We start from the raw sequence: 19,313 nt of genomic DNA on the forward strand, positions 1-19,313 counted from the left end.
GCTTTTGCCATGCATGGCGAAAACAATAGTGGCCACCACTTTTCGATGGGTCAACGGCTTGTCACAAAGGGCGATACCGTGACATTAAGCTCAATCCAAAGGGCTTGATGTTGGAAACGGTGTCGGAAATCCTTACATCGTGAGAACATAGAAACAGGGAGTTAGCGTAATGGGTGGTTTTAGCATGTGGCACTGGTTGATCGTTCTGGTCATCGTGCTGTTGTTGTTCGGTCGCGGTAAGATCCCGGAACTGATGGGCGACGTTGCCAAGGGCATCAAGAGCTTCAAGAAGGGCATGACGGACGAAGACGCGCCGGACACGGCAAAGACCGTCGATCACAAGGCCGACGAAACGAAGTAACCAAGTCCGGGAAAAAGCGCAGCCCCCGCGCTTCCCGTCCAGGAGCCTTGCATGTTCGATATTGGCTGGACCGAGCTTTTGGTCATCGCGGTCGTACTGATCGTGGTCGTCGGTCCCAAGGATTTGCCGCCGATGCTGCGCGCTTTCGGCAAGATGACGCAGCGCGCCCGCAAGGTGGCGGGTGATTTCCGTGCGCAGTTCGATGAAGCGTTGCGCGAAGCCGAGCTTGACGATGTCCGCCAGACGATCAGCGACGCCCAGAAGCTCAACCCGGTCAACAGTCTGCGCGAGGCGATGAATCCGCTTCGGCAGATGGGCAACGAGATCAAGGCCGACCTGCAGAAGGCGACCACGGTCACGGAAAACAAGACCGAGGTGCCGCCCGATGCTGTCGCAGCCTCGACGCCGTCGATGAGCCTGCCGGAAACGCCGCCATTGGTAACGACACCTGCGCCGTCGGAACCCGTCGCAGCAGCGATTGTGCAGGCCGATAGGGTTGCGGCCAAACCGAAGCCCGTGCGCAAGCCGCGCGTCAAGTCTGCCGACCAGGTCGATGCTGCGGCCGCCGTTGCCGTGCCTGTGGAAAAGCCGAAACGCATGACGGCAGTCAGGAAGCCTGCAACGCCGAAGAAGCCTGCGCAGACAAAGAAGGACGAGGCATGAGCGGTGATATCGAAGACAAGCCGCAGCCGTTGATCGAGCACCTGATGGAGCTGCGCACGCGGCTGATGTGGTCGATCGGCGCATTTTTCGTCGCCTTCATCGCATGCTTCTTTTTCGCCAAGGATCTCTTCAATTATCTGGTCATCCCATACAAGACAGCGGTCCAGTGGGCTAATCTCGACGTCGAGAAGGCCCAGCTCATCTACACCGCGCCGCAGGAATTCTTCTTCACCCAGGTCAAGGTGGCGATGTTCGGCGGCCTTGTGGTCGCTTTCCCGATCATCGCCGCCCAAGTCTACAAGTTCGTGGCGCCCGGCCTCTACAAGAACGAGCGTCAGGCTTTCCTGCCGTTCCTAGTCGCCTCTCCGGTTCTGTTCCTGATGGGCGGTGCGCTCGTCTATTTCTTCTTCACGCCGATGGTCATGTGGTTCTTCCTGTCGATGCAGCAGGCGCCGGGTCATGACGAGATAGCGATCTCGCTGATGCCGAAGGTCTCGGAATATCTGAGCCTGATCATGACGCTGGTCTTCTCCTTCGGCCTCGTCTTCCAGCTGCCTGTCATCACCACGCTGCTCGCCCGTGTCGGTCTTCTGACGTCGCAATGGCTCGCCGAAAAGCGCAAGTTTGCCATCGTCCTCGCCTTCGTCGTCGCCGCCGTGCTGACGCCGCCGGACCCGATGTCCCAGATCGGCCTTGCGATACCGACGATCCTTCTCTACGAGATTTCCATCTATGCGGCGCGACTCGTGGAGCGCCAGCGTGCCCGGCAGGCGGTCGAAAAGGAAACCGGATCCGCAGACGTTGCCAAGACGGACAGCGTCTGAGCGGCAATCCCGGAAATCCCTTCATGAAGGCCGCCGACTGCGTAATCCTTAAATCGGAATCGGTTTAAGGAATTAGGCAGCAATTCAAAGTGTTGCGGTGTCCTTTGCGCGTCTGAAAAGACCGGGCGGCGCTGTAACATCCGGTCGAGGCCAGATCAGGCTTTGGCCGGGCCACCTCTGTTGCAACGACCTGGAACGACGATGCTCGATATCAAATGGATCCGTGAGAATCCCGAAGCGCTCGATGCCGCCCTAGCCAAGCGCGGCGCGGAGCCTCTGGCCCAAAGTCTCGTTGCCCTCGATGAAAAGCGCCGCTCAGCCGTGCAGAAGGCGCAGGACCTGCTGTCCCGCCGCAACCTCGCCTCCAAGGAGATTGGCGCGGCGATGGCCCAGAAGAACGGCGAGCTGGCCGAGAAACTGAAGGCCGAGGTCTCTGAACTCAAGACCCTGCTGCCGGCGATCGAGGAAGAGGACCGGCAACTGACGGCCGAACTCAGCGACGCGCTGTCGCGCATCCCCAACATCCCCTTCGACGACGTCCCGGTCGGCAAGGACGAGCATGACAATGTCGTCACCCGCACCGTCGGCGAAAAGCCGCGCTGGAACCACGCACCGAAGGAGCACTTCGAAATCGGCGAAGCGCTCGGCTATATGGATTTCGAGCGCGCCGCCAAGCTCTCCGGCTCGCGCTTCACGGTTCTGACCGGGCCGCTCGCTAGGCTCGAGCGCGCGCTCGGCCAGTTCATGATCGATCTCCACACCAGCGAGCACGGCTATACCGAAGTCAGCTCGCCGCTGATGGTGCGCGACGAGGCCGTTTATGGCACCGCCCAGCTGCCGAAATTTGCCGAGGATCTCTTCAGGACGACTGATGGACGCTGGCTGATTCCGACGGCCGAAGTGACGCTCACCAATCTGGTGCGCGAGGAAATCCTCGATCAGGAAAAGCTGCCGCTCCGCTTCACCGCGCTGACGCCATCCTTCCGTTCGGAAGCAGGCTCCGCCGGCCGCGATACGCGCGGCATGCTGCGCCAGCATCAGTTCTGGAAATGTGAGCTCGTCTCGATCACCGATGCCGAGAGCGCCGTTGCCGAGCATGAACGCATGACCGCCTGCGCCGAGGAAGTGCTGAAGCGCCTCGGCCTGCATTTCCGCACCATGACGCTTTGCACCGGCGACATGGGCTTCGGCGCGCGCAAGACCTACGATCTCGAAGTCTGGCTGCCGGGACAGAATGCCTTCCGTGAAATCTCTTCCTGCTCGGTCTGCGGCGATTTTCAGGGCCGGCGGATGAATGCGCGCTACCGCGGCAAGGACGACAAGAGCAACAGGTTCGTCCACACGCTGAACGGTTCCGGCACGGCCGTCGGCCGCTGCCTGATCGCCGTCCTTGAAAATTATCTGAACGAGGATGGTTCCGTCACGATTCCGGACGTTTTGCTGCCTTATATGGGCGGATTGACCAAAATCGAACGGGCGGCCTGAGGCGATGCGCATCCTGCTTACGAATGACGACGGCATTCACGCCGAAGGTCTTGCCGCGCTGGAGCGGATCGCGCGCACGCTGTCCGACGATGTCTGGATCGTGGCGCCCGAGACCGACCAGAGCGGCTTGGCCCATTCGCTGAGCCTCTCCGAACCTTTGCGGCTGCGCAAGATTTCCGACAAGCATTTCGCCCTGCGCGGCACGCCGACCGATTGCGTCATCATGGGCATCAGGCAGGTGATGGACATCAAGCCGGATCTCGTCCTGTCAGGCGTCAATTCGGGCTCGAACGTTGCCGACGACGTGACCTATTCCGGCACGATCGCCGGCGCCATCGAGGGAACGATGCAGGGCGTGCGCTCCTTCGCGCTGAGCCAGGCCTATCTTTATGAGGACGGTGCACGCATCGTGCCCTGGGAGGTCTGCGAGACGCACGCGCCGGCTCTTCTGGAAAAGCTGATGGTCCTGGACCTGCCGGAGGGCACGTTCCTCAATCTCAATTTCCCGAACTGCCGTCCCGACGAGGTCGACGGCGCCGAGGTGACCATGCAGGGCAAGCTCGCCTTCAATCTGCAGGTCGATGCCCGCTCCGACGGCCGGGGATTTCCTTACTACTGGCTGAAGTTTGGCGAACGCGCCGGCGCCTTCGTCGAAGGCACCGATATTCACGCCCTGAAGCATAATAAGATTTCGGTAACGCCTTTGAAACTGGATCTGACCGATTATTCCGTGACGGACCGCGTGGCGCGGGCCTTGGGATACGGAGCACAAGTTTGACGGCAAGACTGGCGGAGAAGGAGGGCTTTGCGGCGCTCGTCCTCAGATTGCGTGCCGAAGGCATCTCGGACCTTGATCTGCTGACGGCGGTCGAGCAGACGCAGCGTTCGTTGTTCGTGCCGCCGCAATTCGCCGACGACGCCTATTCGAGCCGGACGATCCCGATCGAATGCGGTTCGTTCCTCGAGGGCATCGATTTTGCCGTCCGCATCCTGCATCACCTGAAGCTCAAGCCCGGCCAGCGCGTCCTGGAGATCGGCACTGGAAGCGGCTTTACCGCCGCCGTGATGGGGCGCCTGGCAGAGCGTGTTCTGTCCATCGACCGCTACAAGACGCTGACTTCAGCCGCGCAGCGGCGCATGGAATCGCTTGGTTTGCGCAGCGTCGTCATCCGCCAGGCCGACGGCAGCGCCGGCATGCAGGGTGAGGGCACCTTCGACCGCATCCTGGTGACGGCCGCCTTCAACGCGATGCCGCGCTTTTATACCGACCAGCTCGTTTCCGGTGGCTCGATGATCGCGCCGCTGATGATTTCCGAGAACGAGTGTCGAATGGTGCGGCTGACGAAAACCGGCAGCCGCTTCGAACGCGAGGAGTTATTCGAGGCGCCTTATCTGCCGATCGTTCCGCGCCTTGCCTCGCTGCTTTAGGCACTGCGATTTTTCACCTGTAAGCTATGGTTATCAACTTCTCAAAAAAATCGCACTGATTCCAGCATCTTAACCGCGTGGTAATACTAACGCGTTTTAATAGACTCACAAATGGTTGCGTTCTCAGTGGGTCGAGTCATGCGTTTCAGTCTTTCGCCAAAGTTCGGGAAGTCGGCCGGTAATCTTCTGGTTGTTAGCCTGCTGGCAAGTGCCGCAACGGGCTGCAGTTCCGATGTGACACGGTTTGGCGGCTTGTTTTCCTCCTCCGGGCAGGACCAGATCACCACAAGTTCCATTCCGCGTAGGAATATGAACGGTTCTCAGGGCGATCCGGTGCCGCGCGCCGATCTTAGCAGTTCGGCCGTTGCCGGCCAGTCAGGCTATGGCGGCGGCAATGACGCACTGAACCAGCCTTATCCGGCAAGCCCGGGTTACGATCCCACCCGCACGTCGAGCTCGAGCGCACGTCTCGCTTCCGCGCCGGTCTCGGTGCAGCGTTCAGAGCTGGCCGCGCCGACGGCCGCGGCACCCTCCCGGCAGCGGGAAAAGGAAGTCGCGCTCGCGCAGCCTTTCCCGGCTGCGCCGCAGGCTGAGAAGCCTCGACTGGTAGCGCCGGCCGCGCCGAAGGTCACGCCCGATACGCTGACCACAGGCACGACGCCCAAGATTTCCGGCTGGTCCGCGACCAACGCTCCATCGGTGACGCTGCGTCCGGGTGAAAGCATTGCCACGCTCTCGAGGCGCTTTGGCGTACCCGAAAAAGAAATTCTGCGCGTCAACAACCTAAAGACGGCATCTGCCGCCCAGCCTGGCCAGGCGGTCCTCATCCCGACCCTCAACGGCGGCAATGCCGCCAAGGCGGCGTCGCAGGCGGCTGATCTTTCCAAGCCCGGCAAAATGCCGGCGCCGAAGGCACCTGAGCAGAACGTCGCCGTCATTCCAGGCGCCAATTCCGCCCGCGACAAGACGCTGGCGAGCGGCGATGTCACCGGCAAACTTCCCACCGGCGCCGGCAAGGATCCGAAGGCGCCTGCCGGGACCTATGTCGTCAAGCAAGGCGATTCCCTGGCAAAGATTGCCAAGGCAACCGGTAGCAATGTCGACGACCTCAAGGCCGCCAACAATCTTTCGGCCAGCTCGCTCCGCATCGGTCAGGCTCTGAAGATCCCGAACGGCACCGCCGATAATATCAACACCGCCTCGATCCCGGCTGAGAAGGTCGATGCGAAGCCGGCCCAGCCGGCGGCTGCCCAGCAGACGGCTTCCGCGCAGCCCGCGCCCTACAAGGCGCCGGCCGCCACCCAGACGGTCGACGATGCCGAGAAGAAGTCTGATGTCAGTTCCGCGGCACCGGAATCGACCGGCATCGGCAAATATCGCTGGCCGGTGCGCGGCCAGGTCATTGCCTCATACGGCGCCAACGTCAACGGCAACCGCAATGACGGCATCGACATCTCGGTCCCGCAGGGCACGTCGATCAAGGCCGCCGAAAACGGCGTCGTCATCTATGCCGGCAACGGCCTGAAGGAACTGGGCAACACGGTTCTCGTCCGCCACGACGACGGTACCGTCACCGTCTACGGCAACGCCGATACGCTGAGCGTCACCCGCGGCCAGAAGATCCAGCGCGGCCAGACCGTCGCCGTCTCCGGCATGAGCGGCGACGTCAAGCAGCCGCAGGTCCATTTCGAGGTGCGCAAGGATGCGTCCCCGGTCAACCCGATGACTTTCCTGGAATAGGTACAGCGTACCAGGAAACGCAAAAGCCCGGCCGCCAGCCGGGCTTTTGTCATTTGATGGATGCGGCCCAAAAGTGGGCAGCGGTTTTCGGAGAACGACGTGCATAAACGCGTCGCATGAATTCCGATTGGCGCGACGCGCTTCAGCCCCGGTCGATGTGAACCCGCATGCGTCCGGCCAGGTCCTGAATATACTGCCACGCGACGCGGCCGGAGCGTGCGCCGCGCGTCGTTGCCCATTCCAGCGCTTCGGCATGCATCTTGTCGCGTTCGAGCCCGAGCTCGAAGTGATCGGCATAGCCGTCGATCATGCCGAGATAATCCTCCTGGCTGCATTTGTGGAAGCCGAGCCAGAGGCCGAAGCGGTCGGAAAGCGAAACCTTCTCCTCGACCGCCTCCGACGGATTGATCGCCGTCGACTGCTCGTTTTCCATCATGTGGCGCGGCAGGAGATGGCGCCGGTTGGAGGTGGCGTAGAAGAGCACATTGTCCGGCCGCCCTTCGATGCCGCCGTCGAGTGCTGCCTTCAGTGACTTGTAGGCGGTGTCGTCGTGATCGAAGGAGAGATCGTCGCAGAAGACGATCACGCGGTACGGCGTGTCCTTCAAGAGGTCGAGCAGATTGGGAAGGCTGGCGATATCCTCACGATGGACTTCGACCAGTTTCAGTGAGGCGCTGCTTTCGCGCCGGACATCCTCGTGCACGGCCTTGACCAGAGAGGATTTGCCCATACCGCGCGCGCCCCAGAGCAGCACGTTGTTGGCGGCATACCCCTCGGCGAAACGCACCGTATTCTCGTGCAGGATGTCACGCACGTGATCGACGCCGCGGATAAGCGTCAACGCCACCCGGTTCGGCCTTTTGACCGGCTGCAGGTGCTGGCGCAGTGGCGCCCAGACGAAACAGTCGGCCGCATCCCAGTCGTTGAGGGTGGGTGCCGGTCCGGCAAGACGCTCGACGGCGTCTGCGAGCCGCTTCAGCTCGGCAAGCAGGGCTGTGTTGATTTCCTCGGTCATCGGTGGCCTCCTGATTTCTCACTGCGGCAATCCGCTTTGATCTTTCGATGACGCTAATGCATGTCGCCCGGAAGTGTGGGGCGGTTCCGAGATAACGACATGCTTGAAAATAAAGGAGCTAAAGCGCGTCGCATTGATCAAGTTCGATGCGACGCGCTTTAGCATGGCGTTTTGACGGCGGAAAGGTTATGAGGCAGCGGAATCGGTACTGTTTCCGGCTGTTTCTGTTGCATTCATCGAAGCCGTAACTATAGTCCGGCAACCTGAAAAGAGAGGCGGAGTTCCGCCGCCCAAGCCTGAGGAGTTTAGCATGTTCATCACCCCGGCATTCGCCCAGAGCGCGACCGATACCGCAACGGGATTCGGCGGCTCCGGTTTCGAAATGATCATCCTGTTCGTGCCGCTGATGGTCGTCTGGTACTTCCTGCTGATCCGTCCGCAGCGCGCGCAGGCAAAAAAGCGTGAGGAGACCCTGAAGGCGATCCGTCGCGGCGACCAGGTCGTCACCGGTGGCGGCCTCGTCGGCAAGGTCACCAAGGTGATCGACGAAAAGGAAGTCGAAGTCGAGATCGCTGACGGCGTGCGCGTGCGCATCGTCCGCAGCGGCATCTCCGAAATTCGCGTCAAGGGTGAACCGGTCAAGGCCGACGCGGCGTAACAAGCGATAACCGCAGGACCGCCGGATCGGAAGATCGTCGAGAGAATGTTGCATTTTTCCCGCTGGAAAACACTTCTGATTTGGCTGGTCGCGTTTGCGGCCATCGTCATCGCTGCGCCCAATCTGCTGACTGAGGCGCAGCGATCTTCCTTGCCGGACTGGTTGCGGCACGACCGCGTAGTGCTTGGTCTCGACCTGCAGGGCGGCTCGCATATCGTTCTGAAGGTCGAGCGTTCCGATATCGTCAGGGACCGCCTGGAAGAGGTGGTCGCCAATGTGCGCAACGCGCTACGCGGCGCCGGCATCCGCTATACCGGGCTGACCGGCAATGACCAGACCGTTACCGTGCGGATCACCGATGCGGCCCAGACACAGGCGGCGGTCGATCTCCTGAAGCCTTTGACGACGGCTGGTGGACATTCGGGACCTGAGGTCGCCCTGCAGCAGGGTGACCAGGGGCAGCTCTCGCTGCAGATTTCCGACGCCGGCATTACTGCTGACCTCGCTTCCGCCCGGACCCGCTCGCTCGATATCGTTGGCCGCCGCATCGCCGGATTGGGCAATGATAATTTCCTCGTTCGCCCCGATGGCGCCGACCGCATCGTCGCGCAGGTGTTGGGATCGATCGATGCGGAGCGGCTGAAGAACATCCTCAACCAGCCGGCCAAACTTTCCTTTCATCTGATCGACGAAAGCATGTCGGGGCAGGAGGCGCTGAACGGCCGCTGGCCGGCGACATCGCAGGTGCTCTATTCGCTTGACGATCCGCCGGTGCCGTACCTCGTCGACCGCACAGCTTTCATCACCGGCAGCAACATGGTCGATATAGAGCCTGTCGTCGATCCACAGACACAGGACACCTCGATCGCCTACCGTCTCGATGCCGAAGGCACGCAGCGGCTGGCGCAGGCGACGGGGCAGAATATCGGCAAGCACCTTGCCATCGTCTTTGACGACCAGGTGATGTCGTCACCGGTCATCGATGCGGCGATCACCGGCGGCGAGGGCCGGATTTCGGCAAACTTCTCCGAGGGTGGCGTCCGCGACCTTGCGATCATGCTGCGCGCCGGCGCCTTGCCGGCGACGCTGACCAGCGTCGAGGAACGCAGCGTCAGTCAGAGATTCGGCGCCGATTCCATCTTCAACGGTCTCGTTGCCGGCCTCGTCGCCGTCATATTGGTCGCGGCATTGATGATCGCGCTCTATCGCATCCTCGGCCTCATCGCCGTCGCCTCGCTCTTCCTCAACCTGATCCTCATCGTCACAGTGCTCAGCCTTGCCGGCGCGACGCTCACCTTGCCGGGGATTGCCGGAATCGTGCTGATCGTCGGCATGGCGGTCGACTCGAATGTTCTGATCTATGAGCGAATCCGCGAAGAGGAAAAAACCACCCATTCCTTTGCGGAGGCCGTCGGACGCGGTTTCTCGCGCGCATTCGCAACCATCGTCGACGCGAACGTCACGATCTTCATTGCCGCCATCATCCTCTTCTTCCTCGGCAGCGAATCCATCCGCGGTTTCGCCGTGACGCTCGCGATCGGCATCCTGACGACCGTTTTCACGGCTTTCACGCTGACACGCTCGATCGTTGCCGTCTGGTTGAGAAGGCGCCATCCCCGGCATCTGCCGAAGAGCGTTCTGACGCACCTTTTCGAACACGCCAATATCCGCTTCATGGGGATCCGCCGTTATGTCTTTACGGCGTCGGCGGTCATCTCGCTGATCGCCATGGCCGCCTTTGCCACCGTCGGCCTGCATCTCGGCATTGATTTCACCGGCGGTTCGCTCATCGAGGTGACGGCGAAGCAAGGCAATGCCGACATCGCCGATCTCAACGCGCGCCTTAATGATCTCAATCTCGGTGAGATCAATGTCGAGCGCACGGGCGGGCCGGCGAACGCGCGGATCCGCATCGCTTCCCAGGGCGGCGGCGAAAATGCCGAGCAGTCGGCGGCGACGCTGGTGCGCGGCGAGCTCCAGGAAGATTATGATTTTCGCCGCGTCGAGGTCGTCGGCCCTGCCATCTCGGGCGAATTGACGATGATGGCGACGCTCGGCGTGCTTGCAGCACTTGCGGCGATCCTGATCTACATCTGGATCCGCTTCGAATGGCAGTTCGCGGTCGGCGCCATCGTCGCAACGCTGCACGATGTCATAATCATGCTCGGCCTCTTCGTCCTCACCGGCATCGAGTTCAACCTGACGAGCGTCGCCGCCGTGCTGACCATCGTCGGTTACTCCCTGAACGATACGGTCGTGGTCTACGACCGAATGCGCGAAAATCTCAAGCGATACAAGAAGATGCCGCTGCCGATCCTGATCGATGCTTCGATCAATCAGACGCTGTCGCGCACCGTTCTGACCGCGGCGACGACGCTGATCGCCTTGCTGGCGCTCCTTCTCTTCGGCGGTGAAGTCATCCGTTCCTTCACCTTTGCGATGCTCTTCGGCGTTGCTCTCGGCACCTTCTCTTCGATCTATATCGCCGCTCCTGTCTTGATCGTCTTCCGGCTGCGGCCAGAGGCTCCCGACGGGGAAGAGAGCAACAAGACGGATGCTGGTGTAAAATCCGGTACGGTGGTTTGAAGACATGGCAAAAGGCATAGAAATCCGCGCCGCACATTTCCCCGGGCGCGCTCCGATCGATGCATACGGCAATGGCGGCTTTCGTTTTGCCGACATGTCGCATCGCGGCTCGATCCTTTGCCTGCCCTCCGGCATTCATGGCTGGGATATGGACATGTCGAAACCGCTGTCGCCTGAAAATTTTCGCCGGGTGCTGGATGAGGCCGCCGATATCGAGGTTCTGCTCGTCGGTACCGGAACCGAGCTTCGCCGTCTGCCCGAGGAATTGAGGCTGGCGCTGAAGTCGCGCGGCATCTCCTCCGATCCGATGAGTACCGGGGCTGCAGTGCGCACCTTCAATATCATGCTTGCCGAGCAGCGTGCCGTCGCCGCGGCGCTGATTGCGGTCTGACGATGGCTGAAGCGCATATTGCGACCAACCGGGACATCTGCCTGGCGATGCTGCGTGACAGCGATCGCGACCGCTATCTCGCCTGTCTGCTGTCGCCGGAGGAAAAGCGCGGCGCGCTCGCAGCTCTTTACGCCTTCAATGCCGAGCTTGCCCGCATCCGCGATCTCGTCCACGAGCCCTTGCCCGGTGAGGTGCGGCTGCAATATTGGCACGATCTTCTGGAAGGCAGCGCACACGGCTCGACGGCGGCCAATCCCGTCGCCGCAGCCCTTCTGATCGCGATCGAAACGCACCACCTGCCGCGCAAGACGCTGATCGACATGATCGAGGCCCGGACCTTCGATCTCTATGACGATCCGATGGAGACACGTCTTTCGCTTGAAGGCTATGCCGGCGAAACGGCATCGGCGCTGATTCAACTCGCAAGCCTGGTGCTTTCGCCGGAGGAAGCCGCACGCTCGGCCGACGCCGCCGGCCATGCAGGCGTCGCCCAGGCGGTCGCCGGGCTGTTGCTGCTGATGCCGCTGCATCGCCGTCGCGGCCAGATCTATATTCCGCTGCAGATCCTTTCCGCCACCGGTCTCGACCGCGATGCCTTCCTCGCCGGCGAAGACAGGCCGCGCATCTCTGCCGCGATCGAGGCCTTCGCCGGCCTCGGTCGCGAACATCTGGCAAAGGCGAGGGCTGCGGGGCCGATTGCGCCGGCCGTCTTTCCAGCCTTCCTGCCGGCGACGCTTGCCGAACCGGTGCTCGTCAAGGCGCAGAAACGCGGTGCCTTGCTGCTCGACCGGCCGCTGCAGCCGCCGCAATGGCGCCGTCAACTGCGGATGGGGCTGGCTGCCGCACGCCGAAAAATCTGATATCGGTCAAATTCGCGCAAGTCTCGCGCGTTACAAGGCTTCCACCGCTACCCTTTGAACGGAGACTCGGCGTGGGCATTATCGTCTGGTGCGTCCTTTTCGCCATCGTCATTTTCTTTGCTTTCGTGGCAACGCGCATGGCCGCGCAGAACAAGGAAGATGGCCTGCATGACACGGGCCTCGCCATCATCGAGTTCGGCCGCGCCTTTCCGAACGAGGCGATCCGTCAGCTGCAGGCGACGGAAAACGGCCAGGCCGTCTTTGTGCGCCTGCACGACAACAAGGCCGGCTTCATGCGCAACATGTCGCGCCATTTCTCCTGCCACGTGATCGAGCCGGGTCGGGTGCGCGTCGTCGGCTCGGAAACGGGCAGGGGATTGGTGATCGACTTCCTCGATGCACCCCATCACAACGGCGGTTTCGAATTCGCTTCCGCCAAGGAAGCCTCGGAGGTTTCGCTCTGGCTACTCGGCAATTATATCGCCGAGCCGGATAAGGACCTGCCGCCCGGCAATATTTCGGCGGCGAACAAGCAATAATACATGTCGCCCAAAAGTGTGCATCGGTTTTGGGAGGACGACATGCATAAAAGCAAAGACGTCAAGCGCGACGCGCTTGAAAGCGCCGATCAGGCGCTTTCGGCAATCGTCGATTCTTGACCGAGCCAGGCCGCGCAGTCGGCAAGCGCGCGACGTGCGATCAGCTGCCGCTTCATGACCGTCTTGTCCTTGCCGCGGAAGCGCTTGACGCCTTCGGGCTTGACGATCGAACCCGGCTCGAGCTCCGGAAACAGCCCGAAATTGATGTTCATCGGCTGGAACGATCGTTTGCCTGGCTCCTCGTCGGTGACGAGGTGCCCACCGGTGATATGACCGAGCAGCGAGCCGAGCGCCGTCGTCGCCGGCGGTAGCGAGACCGCCTCGCCCTTGCGTTCGGCGGCGGCGAAACGCCCGGCCATCAGCCCGACGCTGGCGCTTTCCACATAACCCTCGCAGCCGGTGATCTGGCCGGCAAAGCGCAGGCCGGGCCGCGATTTCAGCGTCAGCGACGGATCGAGCAGGGTGGGGGAGTTGATATAGGTGTTGCGGTGCAGACCGCCGAGACGGGCAAATTCCGCATTTTCCAGACCCGGGATCATCCGGAAGATATCCGCCTGCGCGCCATATTTCAGCTTCGTCTGGAAGCCGACCATATTGTAGAGCGTACCGAGCGCATTGTCCTGACGCAGCTGCACGACGGCATAGGCCTTGACCGTCGGATTATGCGCGTTCGTCAGCCCCATCGGCTTCATCGGTCCGTGGCGCAGCGTCTCGCGGCCGCGTTCGGCCATCACCTCGATCGGCAGGCAACCGTCGAAATAAGGCGTGCCCTCCCATTCCTTGAAACCGACCGTATCGCCGGATATCAGCGCATCGACGAAGGCATTGTACTGCGCTTCGTCCATCGGGCAGTTGATGTAATCCTTGCCGGTGCCGCCGGGGCCGACCTTGTCGTAGCGCGACTGATACCAGCAGATATCCATATCGATGCTCTCGCGGTAGACGATCGGCGCGATGGCGTCGAAGAAGGCAAGCGAATCCTCGCCGGTTTCCGTCTGGATGGCGCTCGCGAGCGACGGCGCCGTCAGCGGTCCGGTGGCGACGATGGCTAGATCCCAATCCTTCGGCGGCAGGCCGGTGATCTCTTCACGCACGACGGTGATGAGCGGGTGGTCATGGACCGCTTTGGTCACCGCCTCGGAGAAGCCATCGCGATCGACGGCGAGCGCACCGCCGGCCGGTACCTGGCACCGATCGGCAGCGGCCATGATCAGCGAGCCCGCCATGCGCATCTCGGCATGGATGACGCCGACGGCATTGCTGGTCGCATCGTCGGAACGGAAGGAATTGGAGCAGACGAGTTCGGCAAGGCCGTCGGTCTTGTGCGCATCCGTGCCGCGCACCCCGCGCATTTCATGCAGGATGACCGGAACGCCGGAACCGGCGATCTGCCAGGCGGCTTCCGAACCGGCAAGCCCGCCGCCGACGACGTGGATGGGGGAATAGGAAGAGATCGTGTTCATTCCGGGCTGATATCATGTCGGCAGGTGCGATCCAACACCCTGGAATCAAAAACGGCGCCCTGGGGCGCCGTCTTGGAAGCATCGTACTCGCTATTAGCGGAACGAGCGGGATGCGATATTCCGGATGTCGTAGCGGCTAACGCCGATATCGGACAGGGTCTGGTTCGAAAGGCCGCCGAGTTCATTGAGCGTACGACGGTAGCTGAGCCAGCTTCTTGCAATGCGGATCGGGTTCATTGTCTTCTTCCTATGTCCGCGGGACGGCGGGATCGCCTGTCTCTCTGCGGTTGATGTTTATATAGGCGAGAACCGTCCGATTGTGCAGTGCAAATAAAAGGCGTCTGCCATGCAATTGTGCACTATGATGCTCTTCAATTAAGCAGAGGATATTTTTTGAGCGGGCTAACGAGTGGGAAAAACCTGCAACTGCCGCGGCCACCACGTGCAGACAAAAGAAAACGCCCGCTGTGGGTACAGCGGGCGTTTCGATCGAGAATAATCGTGCTTGGGAGGAGCAGTGATCGCCTGGAATTAGCGGTGAGAAGCCTCACGGGCAACGCGATGGATGTCCGAACGGTCGATGCCGAGATCGTGCAATTCGCGGTTGGTCATGCGGCCGAGTTCCGTGACGGTCTGACGATACTTGCGCCAGTTATTGAAAGAGCGAGAGAAGTTCATGTTAAGCCCCTTTCCGAGGGTTTCATCCGCCAGCAGCCACCGATCGGCGCTGACCTCTATTTGATGACCCGAATATATGTTGCAACGCGAAAGACTAAAACAGACAAGTTTTCAGATCACCTATGCGAGCTATGCAATGCTCAAAGGGTATTTGACGCAGACTTACCATTTTTTGGTCAACGAATAGGCAGAATGACTTTTGAGAAAGCAGTTCGATTGGGAGAGGCGAATGGGGTGCCATAACAGAAAACGCTGCTTCCTCCGGTGATTCCGCCCGTGCTTCCGCTGCAAAGAGGCGTTCCGTTTCGCATTGGAAGTCGCCCACCCCCTCGCGGGTTGGTGGGGCGGCGTGACGACAATGTGGCATGACGGCGCCATGCGCCGAAAATCCTCTCACTGCCAAGGCTTTAATGAAGCCTTGGCTAAACAAAAACGCCCGCCGGGGGAGGATCCGGCGGGCGTGTTATGGTGACTGACAACTGGGAGGAGGAGTGTTGTCAGTCTATCGCAGCGCGCTGGGAGGAGGAGTGCGCAGCTGCGAATCTCGTCACGGACAAGGCATCCGCGGGCGTCCGGCTAATGCCGGGCCGGGGCGCCATCCCGTGCTTCGATGTGTTGATCAATAGTATGACTAATGAGTATTGTGCAGTGCAATAATTTCATGGGGGATATGCAGAGATCGCATACCTCTCCGTCCATAGGCTTATATTAGTGCTTCTGACGTTAGCGGCCGGTTAACACTCGATACTATTTAGACCAATGAGGAACTTGTATATTTGTCGCAAGAGCGTTTGCGAACACCCGTGCTGCGTCTATAACGGCGTGAGCTGCAGCGCCGCAGTCGACGTTGCGGAAATCGAGGGGTTGAGCATGTATCGCGGCAGATTGGAGCGGGATCTCTCGCTCTGGGTGGGCAAGGGCCTGCTCGGGCAGGAAACGGCAGGTGCGCTTCTCGCCGAATATGACAGCCGCCCGGCAAGCTTCAGCCTCGGCAGGGTGCTGATGGCGCTGGCAGCGGTGCTGCTTGCAGCTGCCATCCTGCTGGTCGTCGCCTCCAACTGGGAGGCCATCCCGCGCCTGGTGCGCGTGGGCGGCATCCTTGCCCTGATCTGGTTCGTGCATATCGCCGCCGCCCGGATGCTTGCCCGCGGTGCGACAGCGGCCGCAGGCGGGTTGCTGGTCATCGGCGCGATGAGTTTCGGCGGCGCCATCTCGCTGGTCGGGCAGATGTATCACCTCTCCGGAGACGAGCAGACGGTGATGTATCTGTGGTTCGCGATCGCGACGGTCTCGGCGATCCTGTTCCGTTCAGCCGCCGTGACCGTCGTCGCCGGCTTCCTCTCCTGGGCATCCTTCGCCGTTTATCTTCAGAATAACGACACGCATTGGATAGGGTTCGACCCCTGGATGGCGCCCGCCATGGCGGTGATCGTCATCGGGCTGGTGCGGTATACCGGCGCCGAGCGGGCCCGCCATCTGGCCTATCTGCTGCTGATCGGCTGGCTCGCCTGGCTCTATACTCTTTATGAGGAAATCACCGTGGCGCTTGCCTTTGCAATCGGCGGCATGGCGGCCTTCGTCCTGACGGCGTTGCCGCTCCGGCCAATTGCCTCCTTGGTAAGAAGCGCCGGCGCGGCTCCTGCCTTCTACAGCTTCCTCGTCGCCGTAATCGGCTTCCTGCTGCTGCATATCGAGATCGAGGATGGCTGGGGGCTGGTGGTGCTCGGAGTGGTGACGCTTGCCGCTTCCGTGCTGGCGATCGTCCTGCGTGGCAGGGATAATGGCGCGGTGCGATATCTCGCCTACGCGACCTTTGCCGCGGAGATGCTCTATCTCGCTTCCGTCACTGTCGGCTCGATCCTCGGCACGTCGAGCCTCTTCCTCTTCTCCGGTCTCGTGGTCGCGCTGGTCGCCTGGATGGTCATCCGTCTCGAACGGCGTTTTTCGGCGAGTGCACGGGGGGAGCGGGCATGAATTCGTTCATGGCAAAGCTGCAATCCGGCAAGGGCTATTTGCTTTCGGCCATCATCGTCGCGGGTCTGCAGACCCTTATCCTCGGCACGATCATCCAGAGCCGGGCGTCGATCCTCAGCGATGGCGCCGAAGTGCTGCTGAAGACGGCGCCCGTCGATCCGCGCGATTTCCTGCGCGGCGACTATGTCGTCTTGAACTACGACATTTCCTCGGTGCCGGTGCAGACGGTTTCCGGCGGCATTCCAGCTGAGGCCGGCGAACGGGTGTTATGGGTCCGGTTGAAGAAGCAGGAGGACGGTTTCTGGACGGTGACCGAATCGTCCTTTCACGAACTGCCTCCGCAGCCGGAGACCGTGATCTTGCGCAGCCAGCCATTTTATAGCGGCGGACTTGCCGTCGGCGACAGCATGCGTGTCGAATACGGCATCGAGCGCTACTACGTTCCTGAAGGCGAGGGCAAGCCGATCGAGGAGGCCCGCAATGACGGCAACGTCGCCATTGCAGTGCGTGTCTCGCCTGATGGAAGCGCACAGATCCGCAGCCTTCTCGTTGACGGCAAGCCGGTTTACGACGAGCCGCTTTACTGATCTCGTCACACTTCGGGGCAGGGCGGCTCCAGGGCCGCAAATCCCCTGTCATTTGCCGTTCATTTTTCCTTTGCCTCGACCAAATCGGGTGATATAGAGACGCCGCGCTCCGGAAGGCCTCATGCGCAGGCATAAGCATGCGGTTTTGTGAACGCGGGTATGGTGAAATTGGTAGACACGCCAGATTTAGGTTCTGGTGCCGCAAGGCGTGGGAGTTCAAGTCTCTCTACCCGCACCAAGCTGTTTGCAGGCGGGAGACTAAGAATCGGTTGTTCCAGAACAATTGAGAGTTGTCCCGAATAGCCCGCGAGTGCCATTCCGCTTTGGGCGGAATGATATGGAATTGGGAAAAGCCACGCGCGGCAGGATCGCCGGCGTCGTGCTCATCGAAACGAACGGCGTCTGGGCACGGCCGCCACGAAATGAAGGTAGGAAGACATGCAGGTTATCGAAACGCTCGCTGAAGGGCTGAAGCGCGAAATCAAGGTCGTTATCCCGGCCAAGGACATGCAAGACAAGATGAATGAGCGTCTTGCCGATGTGAAGGACAAGGTTCGCATCAACGGCTTCCGTCCGGGCAAGGTGCCTGCCGCTCACCTGAAGAAGGTCTACGGCAAGTCGATCATGGCCGACCTCGTCAACGAGATCGTCCGCGAGCAGCCGGCCGCCATCCTGTCCAGCCGCGGCGAGAAGTCGGCCACGCAGCCGGAAATCGCCATGACGGAAGACAAGGACGAAGCCGACAAGATCCTCGCCGCCGAGCAGGATTTCGAATTCACGCTCTCCTATGAAGTGCTGCCGCCGATCGAGCTGAAGTCGGTCAAGGGCATCAAGGTCACGCGCGAAGTCATCGACATCTCGGAAGACGAAGTCAACGAGCAGGTCCTGAAGGTCGCCGAGAGCGCCCGCGCCTACGAGACCAAGACCGGCAAGTCGGCAAACGGTGACCGCATCACCATGGATTACGTCGGCAAGGTCGACGGTGAAGCCTTCGAAGGCGGCACCGACCAGGGCGCCGAACTGGTGCTCGGCTCCGGCCGCTTCATTCCGGGCTTCGAAGACCAGCTCGTCGGCGTCAAGGCCGGCGCCGAGAAGACCATTACCGTGACCTTCCCGGCTGATTACCCGGCCAAGAACCTCGCCGGCAAGGAAGCGACCTTTGACGTGTCAGTCAAGGAAGTCGCCGCACCTGCCGATGTCGAGATCAACGACGAACTCGCTTCCAAGCTCGGCATCGAGTCCGCCGATCGCCTGAAGGAGATCGTCCGTGGCCAGATCGAATCGCAGTACGGCTCGCTGACCCGCCAGAAGCTGAAGCGTCAGATCCTCGACCAGCTCGACGAGATGTACAAGTTCGAGACCCCGAACTCGCTCGTCGACGCCGAATATAACGGCATCTGGAGCCAGGTGAACAACGACCTCGCCCAGTCCGGCAAGACCTTCGAGGACGAAGACACGACCGAGGAGAAGGCTCGCGAGGAATACAAGACGCTCGCCGAGCGCCGCGTTCGCCTCGGTCTCGTTCTCTCCGAAATCGGCGAAAAGGCCGGCGTCGAAGTCAGCGAAGACGAGATGCAGCGCGCCATCTATGATCAGCTGCGCCAGTATCCGGGCCAGGAAAAGCAGATCCTCGAATTCTTCCGCAGCCAGCCAGGTGCCGCCGCTTCGATCCGCGCACCGATCTTCGAAGAGAAGGTCATCGATCACCTGCTGACCGAAATCGACGTCACCGACAAGAAGGTGACGAAGGAAGAGCTGCTCGCCGAGGAAGAAGGCGAAGCGAAGGCCGAAACCAAGAAGGCAGCACCGAAGAAGAAGACTGCCGCCAAGGCCGAAGCAGCTGACGCCGGTGAAGGCGAAGAAGCCGCGCCGAAGAAGAAGGCTGCTCCGAAGAAGAAGGCGGCTGACGAAAGCGCCGAATAATCGCTTTTCAGTTCAGAAGTTTGGAAGGCCTCGCCATCGTGCGGGGCCTTTTTCTGTTATCCAGAGCAGTTCATTCTC

19 protein-coding genes and 1 tRNA gene are annotated in these 19,313 nt (G+C 61.1%); 16 read left to right on the plus strand and 4 right to left on the minus strand.

Annotated features, from left to right (window positions below; all coding sequences use genetic code 11):
* Positions 1 to 169: 169 nt before the first annotated feature.
* From RlegSU303_RS09150 to RlegSU303_RS09180, 7 genes are all read left to right on the plus strand, one after another.
* A complete protein-coding gene (locus RlegSU303_RS09150) occupies positions 170 to 361 on the plus strand; it encodes a twin-arginine translocase TatA/TatE family subunit (RefSeq protein WP_017960199.1) in 192 nt (63 codons plus the stop codon).
* Positions 362 to 412: 51 nt separating this feature from the next.
* Complete coding sequence (gene tatB, locus RlegSU303_RS09155) at positions 413 to 1,024, plus strand: Sec-independent protein translocase protein TatB (RefSeq protein ID WP_131629425.1); 612 nt, start codon at positions 413 to 415, stop codon at positions 1,022 to 1,024.
* Entirely contained in the window at positions 1,021 to 1,848 is an 828-nt protein-coding gene (gene tatC / locus RlegSU303_RS09160) for a twin-arginine translocase subunit TatC (RefSeq protein ID WP_017960201.1), read from the plus strand. Before tatB ends, tatC begins: the two co-directional genes overlap by 4 nt.
* Positions 1,849 to 2,049: 201 nt before the next feature.
* Entirely contained in the window at positions 2,050 to 3,333 is a 1,284-nt protein-coding gene (gene serS, locus RlegSU303_RS09165; RefSeq protein ID WP_131709000.1) for a serine--tRNA ligase, read from the plus strand.
* A gap of 4 nt (positions 3,334 to 3,337) precedes the next feature.
* Positions 3,338 to 4,111, plus strand: coding sequence for a 5'/3'-nucleotidase SurE (gene surE, locus RlegSU303_RS09170; protein ID WP_017991200.1), 774 nt, complete (start codon positions 3,338 to 3,340; stop codon positions 4,109 to 4,111).
* Positions 4,108 to 4,761, plus strand: coding sequence for a protein-L-isoaspartate(D-aspartate) O-methyltransferase (locus RlegSU303_RS09175; protein WP_011651660.1), 654 nt, complete (start codon positions 4,108 to 4,110; stop codon positions 4,759 to 4,761). Before surE ends, RlegSU303_RS09175 begins: the two co-directional genes overlap by 4 nt.
* A gap of 138 nt (positions 4,762 to 4,899) precedes the next feature.
* Positions 4,900 to 6,501 (plus strand): M23 family metallopeptidase, encoded by a 1,602-nt coding sequence (locus RlegSU303_RS09180; protein WP_231283733.1) that lies wholly within the window; start codon positions 4,900 to 4,902, stop codon positions 6,499 to 6,501.
* A 142-nt stretch (positions 6,502 to 6,643) separates the two neighbouring features.
* Here RlegSU303_RS09180 and RlegSU303_RS09185 read toward each other — a convergent pair whose 3' ends face one another.
* The gene (locus tag RlegSU303_RS09185) at positions 6,644 to 7,516 is read right to left on the minus strand and encodes an ATP-binding protein (protein ID WP_231283734.1); all 873 of its coding nucleotides are present in this window, start codon (positions 7,514 to 7,516) and stop codon (positions 6,644 to 6,646) included.
* A gap of 310 nt (positions 7,517 to 7,826) precedes the next feature.
* Between RlegSU303_RS09185 and yajC the strand changes: the two genes are divergently transcribed.
* The 5 genes from yajC to RlegSU303_RS09210 all read left to right on the plus strand — a co-directional run bounded on the left by yajC (position 7,827) and on the right by RlegSU303_RS09210 (position 12,550).
* Positions 7,827 to 8,174 carry a preprotein translocase subunit YajC gene (gene yajC / locus RlegSU303_RS09190; RefSeq protein ID WP_003539006.1) on the plus strand — a complete coding sequence of 116 codons (348 nt, stop codon included), beginning with the start codon at positions 7,827 to 7,829 and terminating at the stop codon, positions 8,172 to 8,174.
* A 45-nt stretch (positions 8,175 to 8,219) separates the two neighbouring features.
* Positions 8,220 to 10,760 (plus strand): protein translocase subunit SecDF, encoded by a 2,541-nt coding sequence (gene secDF, locus RlegSU303_RS09195; protein ID WP_131709002.1) that lies wholly within the window; start codon positions 8,220 to 8,222, stop codon positions 10,758 to 10,760.
* 4 nt (positions 10,761 to 10,764) lie between these two features.
* Positions 10,765 to 11,151 carry an Mth938-like domain-containing protein gene (locus RlegSU303_RS09200; RefSeq protein WP_003539009.1) on the plus strand — a complete coding sequence of 129 codons (387 nt, stop codon included), beginning with the start codon at positions 10,765 to 10,767 and terminating at the stop codon, positions 11,149 to 11,151.
* 2 nt (positions 11,152 to 11,153) lie between these two features.
* Entirely contained in the window at positions 11,154 to 12,011 is an 858-nt protein-coding gene (locus RlegSU303_RS09205; RefSeq protein WP_094086089.1) for a phytoene/squalene synthase family protein, read from the plus strand.
* Between the two features lie 71 nt (positions 12,012 to 12,082).
* The gene (locus tag RlegSU303_RS09210; protein WP_094086088.1) at positions 12,083 to 12,550 is read left to right on the plus strand and encodes a hypothetical protein; all 468 of its coding nucleotides are present in this window, start codon (positions 12,083 to 12,085) and stop codon (positions 12,548 to 12,550) included.
* A gap of 89 nt (positions 12,551 to 12,639) precedes the next feature.
* Here the strand turns inward: RlegSU303_RS09210 and trmFO are convergent, their stop codons facing one another.
* The 3 genes from trmFO to RlegSU303_RS09225 all read right to left on the minus strand — a co-directional run bounded on the left by trmFO (position 12,640) and on the right by RlegSU303_RS09225 (position 14,751).
* The gene (gene trmFO, locus RlegSU303_RS09215; protein WP_231283735.1) at positions 12,640 to 14,073 is read right to left on the minus strand and encodes a methylenetetrahydrofolate--tRNA-(uracil(54)-C(5))-methyltransferase (FADH(2)-oxidizing) TrmFO; all 1,434 of its coding nucleotides are present in this window, start codon (positions 14,071 to 14,073) and stop codon (positions 12,640 to 12,642) included.
* A gap of 93 nt (positions 14,074 to 14,166) precedes the next feature.
* Positions 14,167 to 14,310 (minus strand): DUF1127 domain-containing protein, encoded by a 144-nt coding sequence (locus RlegSU303_RS09220; protein WP_003539017.1) that lies wholly within the window; start codon positions 14,308 to 14,310, stop codon positions 14,167 to 14,169.
* Between the two features lie 294 nt (positions 14,311 to 14,604).
* The gene (locus RlegSU303_RS09225) at positions 14,605 to 14,751 is read right to left on the minus strand and encodes a DUF1127 domain-containing protein (protein ID WP_003539019.1); all 147 of its coding nucleotides are present in this window, start codon (positions 14,749 to 14,751) and stop codon (positions 14,605 to 14,607) included.
* Positions 14,752 to 15,621: 870 nt separating this feature from the next.
* Here RlegSU303_RS09225 and RlegSU303_RS09230 point away from each other — a divergent pair.
* The 4 genes from RlegSU303_RS09230 (at position 15,622) to tig (ending at position 19,235) form a co-directional block, all read left to right on the plus strand.
* Positions 15,622 to 16,725 (plus strand): DUF2157 domain-containing protein, encoded by a 1,104-nt coding sequence (locus RlegSU303_RS09230; protein ID WP_131709004.1) that lies wholly within the window; start codon positions 15,622 to 15,624, stop codon positions 16,723 to 16,725.
* A complete protein-coding gene (locus tag RlegSU303_RS09235) occupies positions 16,722 to 17,312 on the plus strand; it encodes a GDYXXLXY domain-containing protein (RefSeq protein WP_077981159.1) in 591 nt (196 codons plus the stop codon). Before RlegSU303_RS09230 ends, RlegSU303_RS09235 begins: the two co-directional genes overlap by 4 nt.
* Before the next feature lie 153 nt (positions 17,313 to 17,465).
* A tRNA-Leu gene (locus RlegSU303_RS09240) sits at positions 17,466 to 17,550 on the plus strand.
* A gap of 200 nt (positions 17,551 to 17,750) precedes the next feature.
* A complete protein-coding gene (tig, locus tag RlegSU303_RS09245; protein ID WP_231283736.1) occupies positions 17,751 to 19,235 on the plus strand; it encodes a trigger factor in 1,485 nt (494 codons plus the stop codon).
* Positions 19,236 to 19,313: the final 78 nt, after the last annotated feature.

The sequence above is a fragment of the Rhizobium sp. SU303 genome (genome assembly GCF_021052345.1).
Taxonomy (GTDB): domain Bacteria; phylum Pseudomonadota; class Alphaproteobacteria; order Rhizobiales; family Rhizobiaceae; genus Rhizobium; species Rhizobium laguerreae.